Annotated in this window: 13 protein-coding genes; 8 read left to right on the plus strand and 5 right to left on the minus strand. The window is 71.7% G+C overall.

Features of this window, described 5'->3' with window-relative positions; all coding sequences use genetic code 11:
- Positions 1–8 precede the first annotated feature (8 nt).
- Positions 9–1,715 carry a conjugal transfer protein gene (locus Saso_RS19795; protein WP_189927084.1) on the minus strand — a complete coding sequence of 569 codons (1,707 nt, stop codon included), beginning with the start codon at positions 1,713–1,715 and terminating at the stop codon, positions 9–11.
- 338 nt (positions 1,716–2,053) lie between these two features.
- On the opposite strand from Saso_RS19795, the gene Saso_RS19800 reads away from it, so the two are divergent.
- The 5 genes from Saso_RS19800 to Saso_RS19820 all read left to right on the plus strand — a co-directional run bounded on the left by Saso_RS19800 (position 2,054) and on the right by Saso_RS19820 (position 7,858).
- Positions 2,054–2,656, plus strand: a complete 603-nt coding sequence (locus Saso_RS19800; RefSeq protein ID WP_229901492.1) for a hypothetical protein — start codon at positions 2,054–2,056, stop codon at positions 2,654–2,656.
- 80 nt (positions 2,657–2,736) lie between these two features.
- Positions 2,737–3,099 (plus strand): DUF4913 domain-containing protein, encoded by a 363-nt coding sequence (locus tag Saso_RS19805; protein WP_189927083.1) that lies wholly within the window; start codon positions 2,737–2,739, stop codon positions 3,097–3,099.
- Between the two features lie 198 nt (positions 3,100–3,297).
- Complete coding sequence (locus tag Saso_RS19810) at positions 3,298–3,975, plus strand: hypothetical protein (RefSeq protein ID WP_189927082.1); 678 nt, start codon at positions 3,298–3,300, stop codon at positions 3,973–3,975.
- Between the two features lie 6 nt (positions 3,976–3,981).
- Positions 3,982–6,072 carry a peptidoglycan DD-metalloendopeptidase family protein gene (locus Saso_RS19815; RefSeq protein WP_189927081.1) on the plus strand — a complete coding sequence of 697 codons (2,091 nt, stop codon included), beginning with the start codon at positions 3,982–3,984 and terminating at the stop codon, positions 6,070–6,072.
- A gap of 55 nt (positions 6,073–6,127) precedes the next feature.
- Positions 6,128–7,858 carry a type IV secretory system conjugative DNA transfer family protein gene (locus Saso_RS19820; protein ID WP_189927080.1) on the plus strand — a complete coding sequence of 577 codons (1,731 nt, stop codon included), beginning with the start codon at positions 6,128–6,130 and terminating at the stop codon, positions 7,856–7,858.
- A 117-nt stretch (positions 7,859–7,975) separates the two neighbouring features.
- Here the strand turns inward: Saso_RS19820 and Saso_RS19825 are convergent, their stop codons facing one another.
- Positions 7,976–9,292: a hypothetical protein gene (locus Saso_RS19825; protein ID WP_189927079.1), complete on the minus strand. Its 1,317-nt coding sequence runs from the start codon at positions 9,290–9,292 to the stop codon at positions 7,976–7,978.
- Between the two features lie 673 nt (positions 9,293–9,965).
- On the opposite strand from Saso_RS19825, the gene Saso_RS19830 reads away from it, so the two are divergent.
- A complete protein-coding gene (locus Saso_RS19830) occupies positions 9,966–11,075 on the plus strand; it encodes a sugar ABC transporter substrate-binding protein (RefSeq protein WP_189927078.1) in 1,110 nt (369 codons plus the stop codon).
- Between the two features lie 490 nt (positions 11,076–11,565).
- Complete coding sequence (locus tag Saso_RS19835; protein ID WP_189927077.1) at positions 11,566–12,672, plus strand: helix-turn-helix transcriptional regulator; 1,107 nt, start codon at positions 11,566–11,568, stop codon at positions 12,670–12,672.
- Here Saso_RS19835 and Saso_RS19840 read toward each other — a convergent pair.
- Together Saso_RS19840 and Saso_RS19845 are read right to left on the minus strand one after the other, a co-directional pair.
- On the minus strand, positions 12,569–13,627 hold the full coding sequence (locus Saso_RS19840; protein WP_189927076.1) for a helix-turn-helix transcriptional regulator: 1,059 nt from the start codon (positions 13,625–13,627) through the stop codon (positions 12,569–12,571). The genes Saso_RS19835 and Saso_RS19840 overlap by 104 nt on opposite strands.
- 91 nt (positions 13,628–13,718) lie before the next feature.
- On the minus strand, positions 13,719–14,567 hold the full coding sequence (locus Saso_RS19845; protein WP_372442475.1) for a helix-turn-helix transcriptional regulator: 849 nt from the start codon (positions 14,565–14,567) through the stop codon (positions 13,719–13,721).
- A 522-nt stretch (positions 14,568–15,089) separates the two neighbouring features.
- On the opposite strand from Saso_RS19845, the gene Saso_RS19850 reads away from it, so the two are divergent.
- Positions 15,090–15,425: a Rieske (2Fe-2S) protein gene (locus Saso_RS19850; RefSeq protein ID WP_189927074.1), complete on the plus strand. Its 336-nt coding sequence runs from the start codon at positions 15,090–15,092 to the stop codon at positions 15,423–15,425.
- 201 nt (positions 15,426–15,626) lie between these two features.
- On the opposite strand, the gene Saso_RS38795 is transcribed toward Saso_RS19850, so the two are convergent.
- Positions 15,627–16,040, minus strand: a complete 414-nt coding sequence (locus tag Saso_RS38795) for a pyridoxamine 5'-phosphate oxidase family protein (protein ID WP_189927073.1) — start codon at positions 16,038–16,040, stop codon at positions 15,627–15,629.
- Positions 16,041–16,099: the final 59 nt, after the last annotated feature.

Raw genomic sequence — 16,099 nt, forward strand, 5'->3', positions numbered from 1 at the left:
CGCGCCGGTCAGGACTTGCCGGGCTTGGCCGGGGACGACGGGACGGGTGCCGAGGCCGGTGCCGAGGGCGAGGGCGCCCCCGAGGAGCCGGCCGAGGGCGACGCCGTTCCTGTCGCGCTGTCGCTGTCGCTGTCGGCCCGGCCGCCTTCGGCGTCGAGCACCCCGCCCCGGACGTCCTTGACGAACCAGCCCTGCGCCGTGTTGACGATCGTCATCCGGTAGGCCCGGCGGACGGCGACGCCCTTGGAGTCGGTCCAGTCGACGGCCACGCGCACCTGGACGGCCTGCCCCGAGTCGTAGGTGTACGGCTTGCTGTTCTGGGCGCTCGCCGGGACGAGCGCGACGACGGTGCCGATCTGCGGGGCCGTCAGGCGCCCGGCGAGGCCGGTGGTGGCCGTCAGGGTCGCGTCCGGAGTGAGGAAGCGGGCCATGGCCGTGGCGTTCGAGGCGCCCCAGGCCTCGAAGTAGCCCGGCAGCACCTCCTTCTGGAGCTGCGTGGACAAGGTGTCGTCCACGACCTCGTCGCCCTGGTCGACCTCGGGCACGTCCGCGGCGGCCGGCAGCGGCATCTGGCCCACGTCGCCGGAGACGCGCATGCCCTCGCCCGTCGCGAGGTTCTGTACGTACACAGGGACGGTCAGCGTGGTGAGCGTGCCGTCCTCGGTACGCACCTGGACCCCGAGGTAGCGGCCGTGGTCGCCGTACTCGGGAAGCTTCTCGGCGGTGCCGTCCCAGGTGACGGAGACGGCCTTGCTGGTGCCCTCGCCGCTCCAGCCGCAGTCGGGATCGACACCGGCGGAGGCATAGCGGGCCAGGTCGGTGCGGCGGGCGGACGAGGTGTCCGGGGAGAACGTCATGCAGAGCTGCGCGTACTGCTCCGCGAAGGCCGCCGCCTGCTCGGTGGGGAACTCGGTGAGGCGGTACCGGTTGGCGTCCGATGCGTCCAGGCCGGCGGTGGTGGTGCCGGACGACTTGCCGATCACCAGTCCCATCACGCCGCACGAGCCCAGCGCGAAGACACAGGTCGTGATCAGCAGGGTGGCACGGAGGGCGACGTGCGTACGCCGTCCGCCTCCGGAGATACGGCCACCCGGCTTGGGCACGTCGAAGTCGCGCGCGGGGAGGGGCTTCGGGACGGAGTGGCCGGGGTGGCCGGGGTGGAGTCCGCCGCCGGCCGGGGCGGTGGAGCCCGCGCCCGGCGCGGGGGCCGGCGACGCGGCGGACGGGGCCGGTGCGGCGGCCTGGTGTCCGTGGACGGGAGTGTGCTGGGAGACCGGAGCGTGCTGGGCGGTGGGAGCGGACGAAGGGCTCGGCGCGGTGGCCGCGGCGGGCCTGGCCGCACCGCCGCGCTTGCGCTGCTCCTTCTCCGCCTTCTTCTGCTCGTACGCCGCCTTGCGCGCAGCCCGCTCGCGCTCGCGCTTCTCCTTCTTCGACTCGCCCTGGGGCCGCGTCTCGCGCGGCGGCAGCGACGGCACGGCGGCCTGCCCCGCACGGGGCGTGCTGCGCACCCATGCGGCGGCGACCTGGGCGCGGGCCGCGTCGGAGGGCAGTGGCTGCGGCTGCTGCGGGGCGGAAGGCTGCTGCGGGGCGGGAGCCTGGTTCCCCTGCCCCTGCCACGCGTGCTGCGGTGGCTGCTGGGAAGGACCGAAGGGCCCGGGCTGCCCCGAGGGCTGGCCTTCGCCGACCGCGCCAGCAGGGCTGTTGTGGTCTGTCATCGAGTCGGTTACTCCAGCGAGTCGGTTCCCCGTCCGCCTGGGCGGGTTCACGACCGCACCGCACGACGGGCCCTGGCCCGGCCAGGTGCGCTTGGCAGTGTGACAAAGACCTGTCACCGGACCGGTCTCGTTTTCCTCGCCGGGACGCCGGGAATTCCCGATGCCGTGGCCATGAGGAAACCGGCCGGGAAAACTGTCAGGGACACGGCGGGAAGGTGCCGTGCCGTACCGACCCGCCCTGGGCCCACAATGCGCTGGGCGCGTGTGCCCGAGGTCGCCGGGTACCTCTGTCCCGGCACCACCCCCCTGGACCCGACGGACCCGGCGAAGGACGAGAGTTGACCGACCACAACGGGCACCCGCAGCAGCCGCAGTACCCGCAGCAGCCGCAACCTCCGGAGCAACCCGGCCCCCGCCCCTGGGAGATCCCCCCGCAGGCCTCGCAGGTCCACCAGGCTCCACCGGTCCAGCAGGTCCCCGCTCCTGCGCCCGCCGCTGCCCCGCCGCCCACCGCCGTACCGGCACCGCAGCCGGCCCAGGCCCCGCAGGTCTTCCAGGCCGAGCACGCCTGGATCGACGGCTACGAGCCCGGTAACCCCTGGCAGGCCAGCCTGTGCGTGAAGACGCCCTACGGGACCTTCGCCTATCCCCTCACGCCGAACACGATCCCCGAACTCCTCGAGCAGATGGTCCTGGTGGCGCAGGAGCAGCAGGGGATGCCGGTCGGGTTCGACGAGGAACCCGAGCTGTCGTCACCGGACGAGGAGGCCCTGGAGGAGGAGCAGCAGGCGTCCGGATCCGACATCCACAACGGCCGGGCCGCGCGTCTGACGGGCTGGGCCGTCGTCCACGACCTGTGGGAACGCGAGGACCCCACGGCGCGCATCGTGATGGGCGCGGTGGTGGTCGTCCTGCTGCTGCTCGGTATCGTCCTGACCTGATGGCGCGGGCGCGGCCGGGTGCCACTCGGTGACGCGACGCCCGCGAACCGACCGAACCGACCGACGGATGAGGGGCCTTGATGTCCGGCACCGCAGAGGGCTCCGAGGAGCCGGAGTTCTACTTCGCGGACGTCTTCGTCTTCGTCTCCGACTATCTCGCGCAGATGATCCGCCGCCGGGTCAACGGCAGTTCGGCGACCTGGTGCCCCAGGTGGTGGGAGCACCCCGAGGCCGGTGCCCGTCTGTCGGCGCTCTGGCTGGCCTGGGAGCATCTGCGCCAGGACCCGGCGCTGGGCATGTCCACGTGGTGGCTGCACCACGCCGATCCGCATCTGCGGGTGCTGATGGACGCCGACTCGGGCCCGTTCGCGGCCTGCTCGCCCAAGGACGGGCATACGGCGTACCCGTTCGACCCGCTGCCGGTGGACCCGCGTCCGGAGTGACCGCCGTGGCGGGCGGCCGGGCACGCGTTCGGTGAACGACGCCGCGGTGAGGAGACCCGCACGGCGTCGTTCCCCGCTTTCCCGTCGCCGACGCGCCGCTTTCCCCGCCGGGAATTCCCCCGACTCCCCGCTTGCGCCTCCCCCTACCGTGTCCCGGTCACCCGCCGTACCGGCTCAGCACAAGGGAGGCGCGGGAACGTGGACTTGCCTGCGGAGAACAAGCGCACGGGGCTCTTGGCCCTGGGGGTGCTCGGGCTTCTCCTGATCGCCGTGCTCACCGCCTTCACCGTCTTCAACGGAGACGACGGGGGCGACGGTGACGCCAAGGGCGGCTCCGCGACGCCCACCGCCACCTCGGGCGGCAGCGACACCGGCTCGGCCGGGGAGGGAACGGGCGGCGGCGCGACGCAGAACACCGCGGTCGCCCCGATCGTCTCGGCCTCCGAAGCCCTGAAGGCGCACGCCGTGATGGTCCAGTACATGGCCGGGCTCACCACGTACGACCACTCGAGCAGTGCCGCGACCTGGAGTGCCCCGCTGGCCCGGCTCACCACGGACGACGACCGGATGAAGGCCGCGACCTCACTGCCGACCGGCAAGGAGTGGGCGACCTGCCAGGCCGAGGAGTGCTCCTCCAAGGGGGTGGCCGTCGTGGTGCGTGACGCCCTGGTCTCGGACGACCTGGTGCGTGACAGCGGCCGCTCGATCTCCACCCTGGTCGAGGTGACCTCCACCTATACGGCGGGCGGGCAGACCACGACCGAGACCAACCAGTGGCTGGTGACGGTCAAGGAGGACGGGGGCGACTGGCTCGTCTCCGGATTCGACGTCTTCGGCCTCGGTGACGTGGGCGCGTCCGACGACTCGGGGGTGTGAGCCGGCATGGTTGCACCAGCGGTACTGGCCGCCGCCAGCAAAGCGGCGAAGGTCGCCAAGGCCGCGAAGGCGGCGAAGGCGGCTGCCCAGGGCGGCGGCGACAAGGGCGGCGGCAACAAGAACAACAAGTGGATGTGGATGGTCGGCGGCATCGGCTGCCTGCCCATCGCCGGCGTCGGCACGCTCATCATGATCCTGGTCGGAAGCATGATCGGCGGGGTGGGAGCGGGTGCCGCGGCGGCGTCCTGCGGTGACTACGCCGACAACGCCAACGCCGGCAACACCGGTGACGCCGCGGCCACCAACCCGGTCATGCCGGCCGGCAAGATGTACATGCCGAGCGAGACGGCGCGCAACGAGATACCGCCGAAGATGATCCTCGCCGCGATGCGTGCCGCCGCCCGCTACGACGGGCTCGACTGGACGCTCATCGCCGGGCAGATGTACCAGGAGACCAAGTACGGCCAGGACCCCTCGGCCGCGCCCGGCGGCGCGAACTCCCTCGGCTACATGGGCATCCTCCAGTTCGGCAAGCCGGCTTGGAAGGACTACGGCGCCGACGGCAACGCCGACGGCACGAAGGACCTGTACAACATCGACGACGCGGCCTGGGCCGCCGCCAACTTCCTGCACGCCAAGAAGGCCGAGACCGCTCCTTTCAAGGCTCTCCAGGTCTACTCCGGCTCCACGGCCGCCAACACGATCTATCCACGGGTCGTCCTCACCCAGGCCGCCCGGTACCGCGGGGCGCTCACCGGGGACCAGGCGCTCATCAAGCGCTGGTACGCGCACCTGAAGGAGACCATCGAGAAGAACCCCGGCTTTCCCACCCTGGGGAAGCAGTCGGACATCCCGGAGCCGGTCGGCAACAACGCCCAGCCCGGCTCCGCACTCAGTATCAAGGCGACCCCGGCCCGCTCCTGGTCGACCCCGGCACTGGACGACGCCGGTGGCGGCAGCACCACCGCGATGTCCCTCGCCGCGTACAGCACCGACTTCAGCGGCGGCGACGCCGGCTACGCGACGACCGTGTCCTTCCCCCTTGCCAAGCAACCCACGACCGGCAAGGACTGGCAGTGGCCGATGAAGCAGGGCACCTACACGATCGGCACCCCGTACCACCAGAACGGCCGCATGTGGAGCCTCGGTTACCACACAGGTCTTGACCTGGTGGCCTCCAGCGGTACCCCGATCTACGCCCCGGCCGACGGAAAGGTCGTCCACGCAGGCCCCGGCGGCTCCTACGGCAACATGACGAAGATCGAGCACGCGGGCGGCGTCATCACGCTCTACGGCCACCAGACCTCGATCAAGGTGTCCGTCGGGCAGTCCGTCAAGCGTGGTCAGCAGATCGGTACGGTCGGCGCGACGGGCAACGTCACGGGGCCGCACCTGCACTGGGAAGTCCTCGTTCCGGGTGTGGACAACCCGTTCGTGGGCGGCCAGGACCAGGGCCCGGGCATGGTCGACCCCGACGAGTGGATGAAGGGCAAGGTCACCGCCAACCCCGACTACGGCACCGTCCCCGGATCCGACGAGAGCAGCCGGGACGCGCAGTACGCCGACTGCGCCGAGGAGAACGGCGGCGCCGCGGTGGCGCCGGACGGCGCGGGCGCCTCCGGTGTCCTCCCGGACGCCGACGACCCGGTCATCCGCGCCGTCCTGGGCTGGGCGCAGCGCGGGATCGGCGTCCCGTACGTGTTCGGCGCCCCGCGTCTCCAGGGGCAGAACCCGACCAGTTTCGACTGCTCCAGCTTCACGCAGTGGGCCTACTACATGGCCAGCGGCGGGAAGATCAACATCGGTACGACGACCTACACGCAGGAGCCCTACCTCAAGAAGTACGAGGTGTCGCTGTCCGAGGCCCAGCCCGGTGACGTGATCTTCTTCCGGCCGGAAGCCGGTCACTCGGGCCACGTGGCCCTGGTCTGGGACCCCAAGGGCCACAAGATCCTCCACGCCCCGCGTCCGGGCAAGTCGGTCGAGTTCAGCAAGTGGGACTACCAGGACAAGATCACCGGCGTCTACCGGGTCCCCATTCCCGCGGGCACGAACGCGGTCGAGGGCAACGGCAAGGACAGCGGAACGAAGGCATGAACGCACAGATGAGGCCGGGCAGGACCGGCGACGTCCAGAAAGGACGGACCCGCGGGTGACCGCAGAACAGAAGAAGAAGCCCCGCGCCGAGGACGACTGGACCTTCGAGATCGTCATCGCGGTCGCCGTCGTGCTGCTCGTCGGGGCCGGTGCCTGGCTGGCCGCGAAGATCGGGGCCGGGTACTCCGACGCGCCCGCGCCGGCCGGCAACCCGCTGACGTTCCTCGTCGACGTGCTCAAGGGCGACTACGGCTGGCCGGGTTCCGCGGCCAGCGCCGTCGCGGCCGGGGAGGCGGTGGTGGTCGGGATCCTCGCCCTCGCCGCCTACCGGGTGCGGGAGCGGTTCAAGAAGAAGCCCAGGGTGGACGGGGCCGCCCAGCACCTCGCGAAGGGCGAGGAGCTCGGCAAGCTGACCATGAAGGGCGCGGCGGCCATCGCCGAGCGGCTCGGCGTGCAGGCCCGCACGCCCGGCGTGTTCATCGGACGGTCCGTCAAGGGGCGCCAGCCGCTGTACGGGTCCTACGAGGACATGCACGTCGACATCTGGGGTCCGCGGACCGGCAAGACGACCCGGCGGGCCATCCCCGCCATCCTCGACGGGCCGGGCGCCGTCCTCGTCACCTCCAACAAGCGGGACATCGTCGACGCCACCCGGGGCCCGCGGACCGCGCGCGGACCGGTCTGGGTGTTCGACCCGCAGCAGGTGGCGCAGGAGGAGCCGAGCTGGTGGTGGAACCCGCTGTCGTACGTCACCGACGTGGCGCGGGCCCGCAAGATGGCCGACCACTTCGCCAGCGGCTCGCGGGACGCAGGCGCCTCCACCGACGCCTTCTTCGACCCGGCGGGCCAGGACCTGCTCGCCAACCTGCTGCTCGCCGCCGCCTGCGCCAAGGCGCCGATCACCCAGATCTACACCTGGCTGTCCAACCCCAAGGACGACGCCCCGGAGCGGATCCTGCGCGGCGCCGGGCACGCGATGTCCGCGGACGGCCTCGCCGGTGTCATCAACGCTCCCGACAAGCAGCGCAGCGGCATCTACGGCGTCGCCCAGCAGATGGCGTCCTGCCTGGTCAACCCCGAGGTCAACCGGTGGGTCACGCCCCCGGCCGACGAGTACGCCGGCGAGTTCGACCCGCACGCGTTCGTCCGCGGCGGCGGGACCCTGTACTCGCTGAGCCGGGAGGGCCGCGACTCCGCGGGGCCGCTCGTGACCGCGCTGACCGTGGCCGTCGTCGAGGCCGCCGAGGAGTACGCCACCACCCAGCGCGGCGGCCGGCTGCCGCTGCCCCTCGTCGGTGTCCTCGACGAGGCGGCCAACGTGTGCCGCTGGCGGTCCCTGCCCGACCTGTACTCGCACTACGGCTCGCGCGGCATCATCCTCATGACGATCCTCCAGTCCTGGGCCCAGGGGATCGAGGTGTGGGGCGAGCGCGGCATGGAGAAGCTGTGGTCCGCCGCGAACGTCCGCGTCTACGGCGGTGGCGTGTCCGACACCCGCTTCCTGGGCGACCTGAGCGAGCTGGCCGGCGACTTCGAGCTGCGCGAGTACCAGACGAGCCGTGAGTCGGAGTTCGGCGGCTGGTCCGGCGCCCGCTCGATCAGCGAGTCCACGCGCCGTGAACGCGTCCTGCACGTCTCCGATCTCGGCGCGATGCCGCCGGGCCGGGCCCTGGTCCTCGCCTCCGGCACCAAGCCGGTCCTGGTCGAGACGGTCCCGTGGTGGGAGGGCGGGTACGCCGCCGAGGTCCAGGCCTCGCTGAAGAAGTACGACCCCGGGGCGCGCTGACGGCCGTGGCCGCGGTCGGCACACGACGAGGGCCCGGGGGATCGACCCCCGGGCCCCTCGTCGTGCCGTGGGGGCCGGGAGCCGCGGCCCCGGGCCCCCGCCCCTGGTGCCGTGGGGTCAGACGCCCGTCGTGCGGCGGCGGCGGGTCGCGAACCATGTCGCGGCGCCGCCGACGGCCAGCAGGACGGCCGCCAGGGCGCCGTAGAGGCCGCCGCCCGAACCGGTGGCGGCGAGCGAGCCGGTGACGTTCGTGCCGTCCGTGGTGCCGGCGACCGTGCCGCCGTCCGTGCCGCCGGTCGTACCGCCCGTGGTGGCGGCCGTGCCGGACGCGGACGCCGACGGGGTCACCGGGGCGGAGCCGGAGGGCGAGGGCGACGCGGGCGCCGAAGGGGACGCGGACGGGGAACCGGTGGCCGGGGCCGGGCCGGCCTTCACCTGGGTGCCGGCGCCGTTGAACCCCCAGGAGTCGGCCATGGAGAACACGGCCTCCAGCGGGACGACGGTGTCCCTGCGGATGTCGCTCTTCGCCCCCAGGGAGAGGTACAGCTTGATGCTCCTGGTGCCCGAGGCGGCGCCGAAGCCCTTGGGGACGGCGGGCAGCTCCCACTCGCTGTCGTTGGACTCCGTCAGCTTGACGACCTTGCCGTCGACCTCGGCCTCCAGGACGAAGTCGGGGTGGCCGGCGCCGTCCCGGAACTGCTGGGCCGACACGGTGCGCCGGAGCTCGGCGGGGAACTCGCCGGGGCCGGTGGCCGTGGCGTTCAGCACCAGCTCGGCTCGCTGACCCGGGCGGGCGACGGCGCCCGTCTTCTGCTCCCACGCCACGTTCAGCTTGCCGGGCGTGATCGCCGGGTCGATCTTGAAGACCTGGGTGTTGCGGGACGGGTCGTCGTCGGTGTCGCCGATCAGCCGGCCGGCGGTGAGGGTGAAGTCACCGTCGTTGGTGGGGTAGGAGGCGCCGAGGCCGAGGGTGACCTTCCAGGTGTACGCGGTCTTCGCGGGGATGGAGAAGGTGGAGGCCGCGTTCCCGGTGGCCGGGAAGAACAGCCCCTGGAAGGAGCCGTCCTGGCGCCCGACGGCCGACTTGGTCGCCGGTGCGTCGACCGCGGTCACGTCGAAGACGATGGAGTCCTTCAGCACCGGGCTCGGACCGTCCGGTGTGCCGGGCAGCCAGGCCGAGAAGTCCTGTGCCTCGTCGGAGGAGTTGGCGACCGTCAGCAGCATCGACTCCGTCGCCCCGCCACGCTCGAGCGGGCCGGTGGGGGTGGGCGCGCCGAGGGTCATTCGCAGCGCGTGCCCGCCCGCCTCGTCGGCGGCAACGGCGGCGGTGGCGGCGGTGGCGGCCGGGACGAAGGCGGCGCCGGCCACCGCGGTGACGACGGAGGTCGCGGCCACGGCACGCAGACGGCGGGCGGCGACGGAACGAGCGGACATGGTGAGTTCCCCCCAAGGAATCGACAAGGACGTACGAAGAATCGGGATGTGCGCAGCCCGGCCGGAGTGCCGCTGGGACGTCCGGCGGTGAGGTGAGACGAAGTGAGCCGAGGCGGCGGAGCCGGGCCGAGCCGGAGGTACGCCGAAGGTGCGAGAAGGACGCGGTGCCGCCGGTTCTGTCTGTTCCCCCGGCGCCTCGCGTCGCCCTCATCCTCACCCGGCTCCCACAGGTGATCAACCGTCGGTTCGTCACCACTTCGCAACAGCGCCGGAAGTGGTGATTCCGCTGGTCGGAGCCCGATCGCCGAGCACCACACCACGACCGCGACCCGGCCGCGAGCCCGGCCGCGAGCCGGGCGGGACACGACCGTGAACCCGGCCATGAGCCGGCCGCGGACCCGGCTGTCGCCGGTCCGCGCTCCGCCCGCTCGCATCTCACCGCGGGCCCGCCCGGGACGGGTTCCGTCGCCGGGTGGGCGTCGGTTCTTCGCAAGCTCTCCGCCCGGTCTCCATGTGTCTTCACGTGTTAAGCGGAGGGTGATGTTGCTACTTCGTTAAGTAGTACGGCTTGACGCCGATGGGCGCCGCCGCGTTGTCTTTTTCAGACACCTGGGTCCAACATGCCGCACCCATGTCCGGATCGCACCTAAACGCACCTGAAGTGAGCCCCCGAATGCGTCGTATCGCCATAGCTGTGGTCGCCTCCACGATGTCCCTCTCGCTCGCCGGATGCGGGATGCTGGGGGCCTCGGAGAACAGCAGCAGTGCGACACCGACCCGGAGCAACGACATCACGGTGGGCGTCCTGATGCCGGAGGAGACCAACACCCGGTACGCGGAGTTCGACTACCCCATCATCAAGAAGAAGGTCGCCGAGCTCACCGAGAACAAGGGCACGACCGACTACGCGAACGCCGGCGGGGAAGCCAAGACGCAGAACACCCAGATGCAGAAGATGATCGACGACAAGGTCGACGTCATCCTGCTGGACGCCGTCGACTCGAAGGAGATCGCGGCGATGGTGCAGAAGGCCAAGGACGCCAACATCCCCGTCATCGCGTACGACCGCCTGGCCCAGGGCCCGATCGACGGGTACGTCTCCTTCGACAACGAGCTGGTCGGCGAGGTGCAGGGCCGCACCCTGGTGGAGGCCATCACCAACGTCCAGGCCAGCGACAAGATCGTCATGGTGAACGGCTCGCCCACCGACCCGAACGCGGCGCAGTTCAAGGCGGGCGCGCTCTCCGAGCTCAACGGCCGGGTCACGGTGGCGAAGTCGTACGACACCGACAAGTGGAGCCCGGACGTCGCCCAGGCCGAGATGTCGAAGGCGATAGAGGCGCTGGGCGTGTCCAACATCGCCGGTGTCTACTCCGCGAACGACGCCATGGCCGGCGGCATCATCAAGGCCCTGAAGGCCGCGGGTGTCAACGACTCCGAGCTGCCCCCGATCACCGGGCAGGACGCGGAGCTGGCGGCCGTGCAGCGCATCATCAGCGGCGAGCAGTTCATGAGCGTCTACAAGCCGTACCCGGGTGAGGCCGAGGCCGCCGCCGAGGCCGCCGTCGCCAAGGTGCAGGGCCGTGACATCCAGTTCGACGCGCTGACCCGTGACAAGGTCGACAGCCCGACGGACAAGAACATCCCGGCCAAGCTGGTGCCCGTGGTCGCGCTGACGAAGGACAACATCAAGTCGACCGTCATCGCCGACGGCATCTACAAGGTCTCCGACATCTGCACGCCCAAGTTCAAGGCCGCCTGCCAGGCCCTCAAGCTCCTCTGAGCAAGCTCCTGCGAGCCGGCCCGGCCCGCACGACGGGCCGGGACCGGGTACGCGGCGCGCCGGAGGCGAAATGCGCGGCGCGCCGGTGATTTCCGGCCGGTCGGGGCGGGCGTGACGCGTGCGCCGGGACCGACGCCCCTCTTCGCGGGCACCATGGACCGTGTCCGCGGGCCCGTCGACGCGGGTGCTCCTCGCGGCGGGCAAGGCAGGCAGGCCTGCTGCCCGGCCGGACTCCCCCGTGGTCCGGCCGGGTCGGCCGCGCTCTCCCCCGAGTGGGGAGCACCCGGGGGCAAGCGGGATCAAGGATGCACCGTCACGTACGCGCTGCACCACCGTCAGCTTGTTGCAGCGTGGGGGGAGGAGGCCGGGAGAAACCGGCACAGAAGGGTGGTTCTCGCCGCCGTCGCCCGGAGGAGCCGTGTTGCGGAGCCGGTCCGGGCCGCGCATAGTTGCGCTCCGGAAGAGGCGGACGGCGGGGGTGGGATGGGCGATGGCCGGGCACGGGACGGAGCAGCATCCACACGGTGCCGACCGACTGTGCGAGGCCGGGGACCGGGTGTACTCCCGGGCCGTGCGGCGCGGCCGGGTGGCGCGGACCGACGCCGAGCCGGTCCCGTGTCTCCTGGAACTCGCCCTGCTGCACCCCGACCCCGACGACATGGACTGGCTGGTGCCGACCTCTCCTCAGGAGGTCATGACCCGGCTGCTGCGCGGTCTGTACGACGAGGTGAGCGCGAGCCGTCGGCGGATGGGCTCGGCGGTCGCCGCCTTCGAGTGGTACGCGGGCCTGGGCGGGCCGGCCCGGGGCGCGGCGGCCGGTGAGGGCGCCGCGATCCGTGTCCTGGACGGCGCCTCGCGCATCCAGGCGGCCCTGGACGCGGCGACCGAGGCGTGCACGGCCGAGGTGCTCACCGTGCAGCCCGGCGGCATCCGGCGTGAGCACGAGCTGTCGGAGGGCCTGCACCGGGCGCTGGAGCTGCGCGGCCGGGGTGTGCGCATGCGGGACATCTACAACCACGTGGCCCGGCACGGTCAGGGCCTGCTGACCTATCTGGAGCTGATGGGCGACGCGGTGGAGGCCCGCACGCTGGACGAGGTCATCGACCGGCTGATCCTGTTCGACCGCACGGTCGCCTTCATCCCGGCCAACACCGACCGCACGATGGCCCTGGAGCTGCGTCACCCGGCGCTGGTGTCCTACCTGGTGACGGTCTTCGAGCGGCTCTGGCGGCTGGCGGTCCCGCTGACCGCGCCGCTGCCGGAGACCCGTATCGAGGGCATCTCCCACCGTGAGCAGTCCATCGCCGCCCTGCTGGCGGAGGGTCATCAGGACGCCGTCATCGCCGAGCGGCTCGGGATCAGCGTGCGCACCTGCCGGGCGCACATCGCCCGTCTCTCGGAGACCCTGGGCGCGGCCAGCCGCACCCAGTTGGGGGTGCGGATCGCGCAGGTCGGGCTGGACCGGCCGTCCGGGGAGGCGGATCCGCCGCCGGTCAGTCTTCCGGCGCCGGGGGCGGGTCCTGACCCGGTTCCGTCTCCTGCCCCGGCGCCGGGTTCCGGCCCTGTTCCCGGTCAAGGATCCCCGACCGCCCTATGAGGTAGCCGAGTTGGGCGCGGCTCTCGCTTCCGAGGGTGGTGGCGAGCTTGGCGATGTGGACGCGGGCGGTGCGCACGTTCATGCCGAGGCGGTCGGCGATGACGGCGTCGGTGTGCCCTTCGACGAGGAGGGCGGCGATGGCCTGCTGCCGGGGTGTCACGCCGTTGAAGGACTGGCGGTGGACCGCCTGGGGGTACATCGGGGTGGCGAGCCGCCAGAGCCGGTCGAAGGTGATGGTGAAGTAGGTCAGCAGGGCCGGGTGGCGGACCTCCAGGGCCAGCCTGCCGTCCTCGCCGGCGGGGATGAAGGCGACCGTGCCGTCGATGACGATGAGGCGGTCGGTGACCTCGTCGAGGGTGCGCGCCTCGACGTCGCCGCGCAGCTGCTCGTAGCGGGCCAGGACGAGGGGCTGGTGGCGCTGGGTGTGCTGGTAGAGCGTGCGGATGCGGCAGCCCCGGTCGAGCAGGGCCTGGTCGCGGGCCATGGCGACGGTCTGGGCCGTCTCGCCGCGGGGGCCGCTGTAGTGGACGTTGGGCTGGATGCAGAGCAGTTCGTCCGTCGCCTCGTCCGTGGCCTCGGTGATGGCCCCGTTGATCTGCTCGGTGCCGCTGAGGAGGCGCAGGGAGGCGGGGTCGGGGCCGGCGGTGCGGGTGCCGGTGATCCGCATGAGGGGTTCGAACAGGGTCGCCAGGCGTTCCTCGCGGCGCCGTTCGTCGGCGATGCGGCTGCCCGAGGCGCGCAGCAGCCGGTGCAGGGCGAGGGCCGGGGACACGGGCTCGAGCAGGTCGGGGTCGTCCACGACGGGGTGCAGCAGGCCGAAGGAGAGCAGACAGGGGGCCGCCGCCTCGGCATCCCGCGCCTTGACGCGTCCGGCCCGCAGAGCCTGTTCGTAGAGATCCGTGCCCGCGGCGCACAGGTTCTCCACGCCGTGGTGGGGGTGCGGCGGCGCCTTCACTGCGTCTTGTTCTCCTGTTCGGGTGTCCGGGTGGGCCCGGCCGGTGGGGGGCGGCCTCGGGCGGCCGGCGGCGGGGTGGTCGGGGCGGTGGTCAGGGTTCCTGCCGGAGGATCCCCGACTGGGCGATGAGGAAGCCGAGCTGGGCGCGGCTGCCGCTGCCGAGCGCGGTGGCGAGTTTGGCGATGTGGGCCCGGCAGGTGCGGACGTTCATGCCCAGCCGGCGGGCGATGGCCTCGTCGACGTGCCCCTCGACGAGGAGCTTGGCGATGGAGTGCTGGATGTCCGTGATGCCGTCGGGCGCGGTCTCGTAGGGTGCGCCGGTGGCCAGGGGGACCGCGCGGCCCCACATGAACTCGAAGACCTTGATCAGGTAGCGGACGAGCCCCGGGTGACGGAGTTCGAGGGCGACCTGGCCGTCGTCCCGGGTGGGGATGAAGGCGACGGTCTCGTCGCAGATGATGAGCCGCTCCACGAGTTCGTCGATGGTGCGGTACTCCACCTTGCCGTCGGTGAACTGCGAGACGTAGCCGAGCGTCTCGGGGCTGTACCGGGCCGTGTGCTGGTAGAGGGTCCGGATGCGGCAGCCGCGGTCGATGAGCGGTCTGTCGCGTTCGAGGCCCTGGACGAGGGTGTGTTCCAGGCGCCTGCGGCTGGGCTGGACGGTGAGCATCTCGGTCTGGCACTGGGAGGTGGCCAGATCGAGTGCCGCGTTGATCCGGTCGATGCCCTCCAGCACCGTGATCGAGTGTGTGGTCGGCGTCGGCTGGGCGCTGAGGGTCATGAACGGCTCGAAAGCGTCGGCGAGCTCCACCGACAGTCGGCGACGCCGGGTGATCTCGTGCTCGATCGGGTTGAGCAGCTGGGACAGTGCGATCGACGGGGGCACGGGACGTAGCCAGTTCGCGTCGTCGGGGTCCGCGTGGAGCAGGGCGAACTCCATCAGACACGGAGCGGGTTCCACGTCCGTGCGGGCTATGCGGCCCGTCCGAAGAGCGTTCCCGTAGAGACGGCGACCTTCCTCGCACAGCTCAGTCGCCGCGTGAGGATGTGTCTGCTTTGTCTGATTTTTCGTCAAATCTCCACCCCCCAGGGTCCTGAACGTGCAGGAACATGATGCATCGATTGTGTGGCCATGACGTGCCCGAATGGGCCATCGTCGTAGTGGACGGGGGAGAGGTGACCTTCAAATGAGGACGAAGCCGACTATGCATAAGAGAATGCTTCGCTCGGCGCTTGCCGCCGCCTTCTCCGCCGCCTTGGCCTTCGGCGCGCTGAGCGGCCTTGCGGGAACGACGGGTGACACGGCGCGCGACAGTACGTGGAGCACGGGTGCCGGGACCGTCGCGGCGCCCGGGGACAGCACGTGGGTCGCCCCCGGCGACAGCACGTGGGTGGTCACGGCGGCGGTGCCGGGTGACAGCACGTGGGTCGCGCCCAGTGACAGTACGTGGGTCGCCGAGTCATGACCACGCCACCCGACGACCGGTCCTTCCGCCGCGAAATGGCCACCGCCTACCGCTCCGGCTGGCACTTCATCGACCTGGTCACCGCCATCCCCCACAGCGGTGACTCGTTGATGGTGACCGTGTTCGGCGAGCCGGTGGTCGTGACGCGCGACGAGGACGAGGACGTACGGGCCTACCGGTGCCTGCGCAAGCCCCGGGGCGCCCCGCAGCCCGTGCGGTGCGCCATCCGGTACGGAATGATCTTTGTGAACCTGGACCAGCGGGACCACCGGATGGTGGAGCCCGAGGCTCCGCCCCTGAAGACCATCTCAGCCACCCCCCGCAGTGCCTGACGCGATTCCCCCGTCGTAACAGATCGCTCAGGTGCTTCCCCCCGCAGCGGCGTCACCGTGACCTGAACACGGTGACGCCGCTGCAGTTTGCGCCGACATTTCCGTACATGCGTCGGCTTGAGCCTTGGCCGAAAAACGCCGGGGGCGGATTCGGTCAGCCGTGCCGGGCGCGGCGGCCGTGCCCGGCGCCCCGCCCTTCTGTCAGCCGCGGCCCATGGCCCGGGTCAGCTCGATCTCGATCACCACGCGCGTGGGGTTGGGGCCGGGCGTGCGCCCGTAGCGCTCGGCGTACCGGCGCTCGGCCTCCGCGACCCGGTCCGGCTCCCTGCGCACGTGCGCCCGGCCCTCGAGGGTGGCCCAGCGCCGGCCGTCCACCTGGCACACCGCCACCCGGGCGCCCTCCGGGCCCGCCGCCACTACGTTGCGCACCTTCGTGCTGGCCTTGTCGGCGATGACCCGAGCGAGCCGGGCCTCGGGTTCGTATGTCACTCCGACCGGAACGACGTGCGGAGAGCCGTCCGCGCGTGGTGTGGTCAGTGTGCACAGATGCCGTTCGCGCCAGAAGGCGAGGTACGGCGCGTCCGGGCTGCCCGGGTCCTGGGGGTATGCGGCCATGGTCCGGAACCTAACCCGTCCGGGACTCCCCGCGCACACCTTGAGCGGAATAGACTCAA

The sequence above is a fragment of the Streptomyces asoensis genome (genome assembly GCF_016860545.1).
Classification (GTDB): Bacteria; Actinomycetota; Actinomycetes; order Streptomycetales; family Streptomycetaceae; genus Streptomyces; species Streptomyces asoensis.

Coding starts and splice junctions, on each gene's coding strand:
- Saso_RS19805 (WP_189927083.1), top strand. CDS start 2,737: ATGTCCGGCACCGCAGAGGGCTCCGAGGAGCCGGAGTTCTACTTCGCG.
- Saso_RS19835 (WP_189927077.1), top strand. CDS start 11,566: ATGGCCGGGCACGGGACGGAGCAGCATCCACACGGTGCCGACCGACTG.
- Saso_RS19825 (WP_189927079.1), bottom strand. CDS start 9,292: ATGTCCGCTCGTTCCGTCGCCGCCCGCCGTCTGCGTGCCGTGGCCGCG.
- Saso_RS19845 (WP_372442475.1), bottom strand. CDS start 14,567: ATGGAGTTCGCCCTGCTCCACGCGGACCCCGACGACGCGAACTGGCTA.
- Saso_RS19795 (WP_189927084.1), bottom strand. CDS start 1,715: ATGACAGACCACAACAGCCCTGCTGGCGCGGTCGGCGAAGGCCAGCCC.
- Saso_RS19850 (WP_189927074.1), top strand. CDS start 15,090: ATGACCACGCCACCCGACGACCGGTCCTTCCGCCGCGAAATGGCCACC.
- Saso_RS38795 (WP_189927073.1), bottom strand. CDS start 16,040: ATGGCCGCATACCCCCAGGACCCGGGCAGCCCGGACGCGCCGTACCTC.
- Saso_RS19815 (WP_189927081.1), top strand. CDS start 3,982: ATGGTTGCACCAGCGGTACTGGCCGCCGCCAGCAAAGCGGCGAAGGTC.
- Saso_RS19830 (WP_189927078.1), top strand. CDS start 9,966: ATGCGTCGTATCGCCATAGCTGTGGTCGCCTCCACGATGTCCCTCTCG.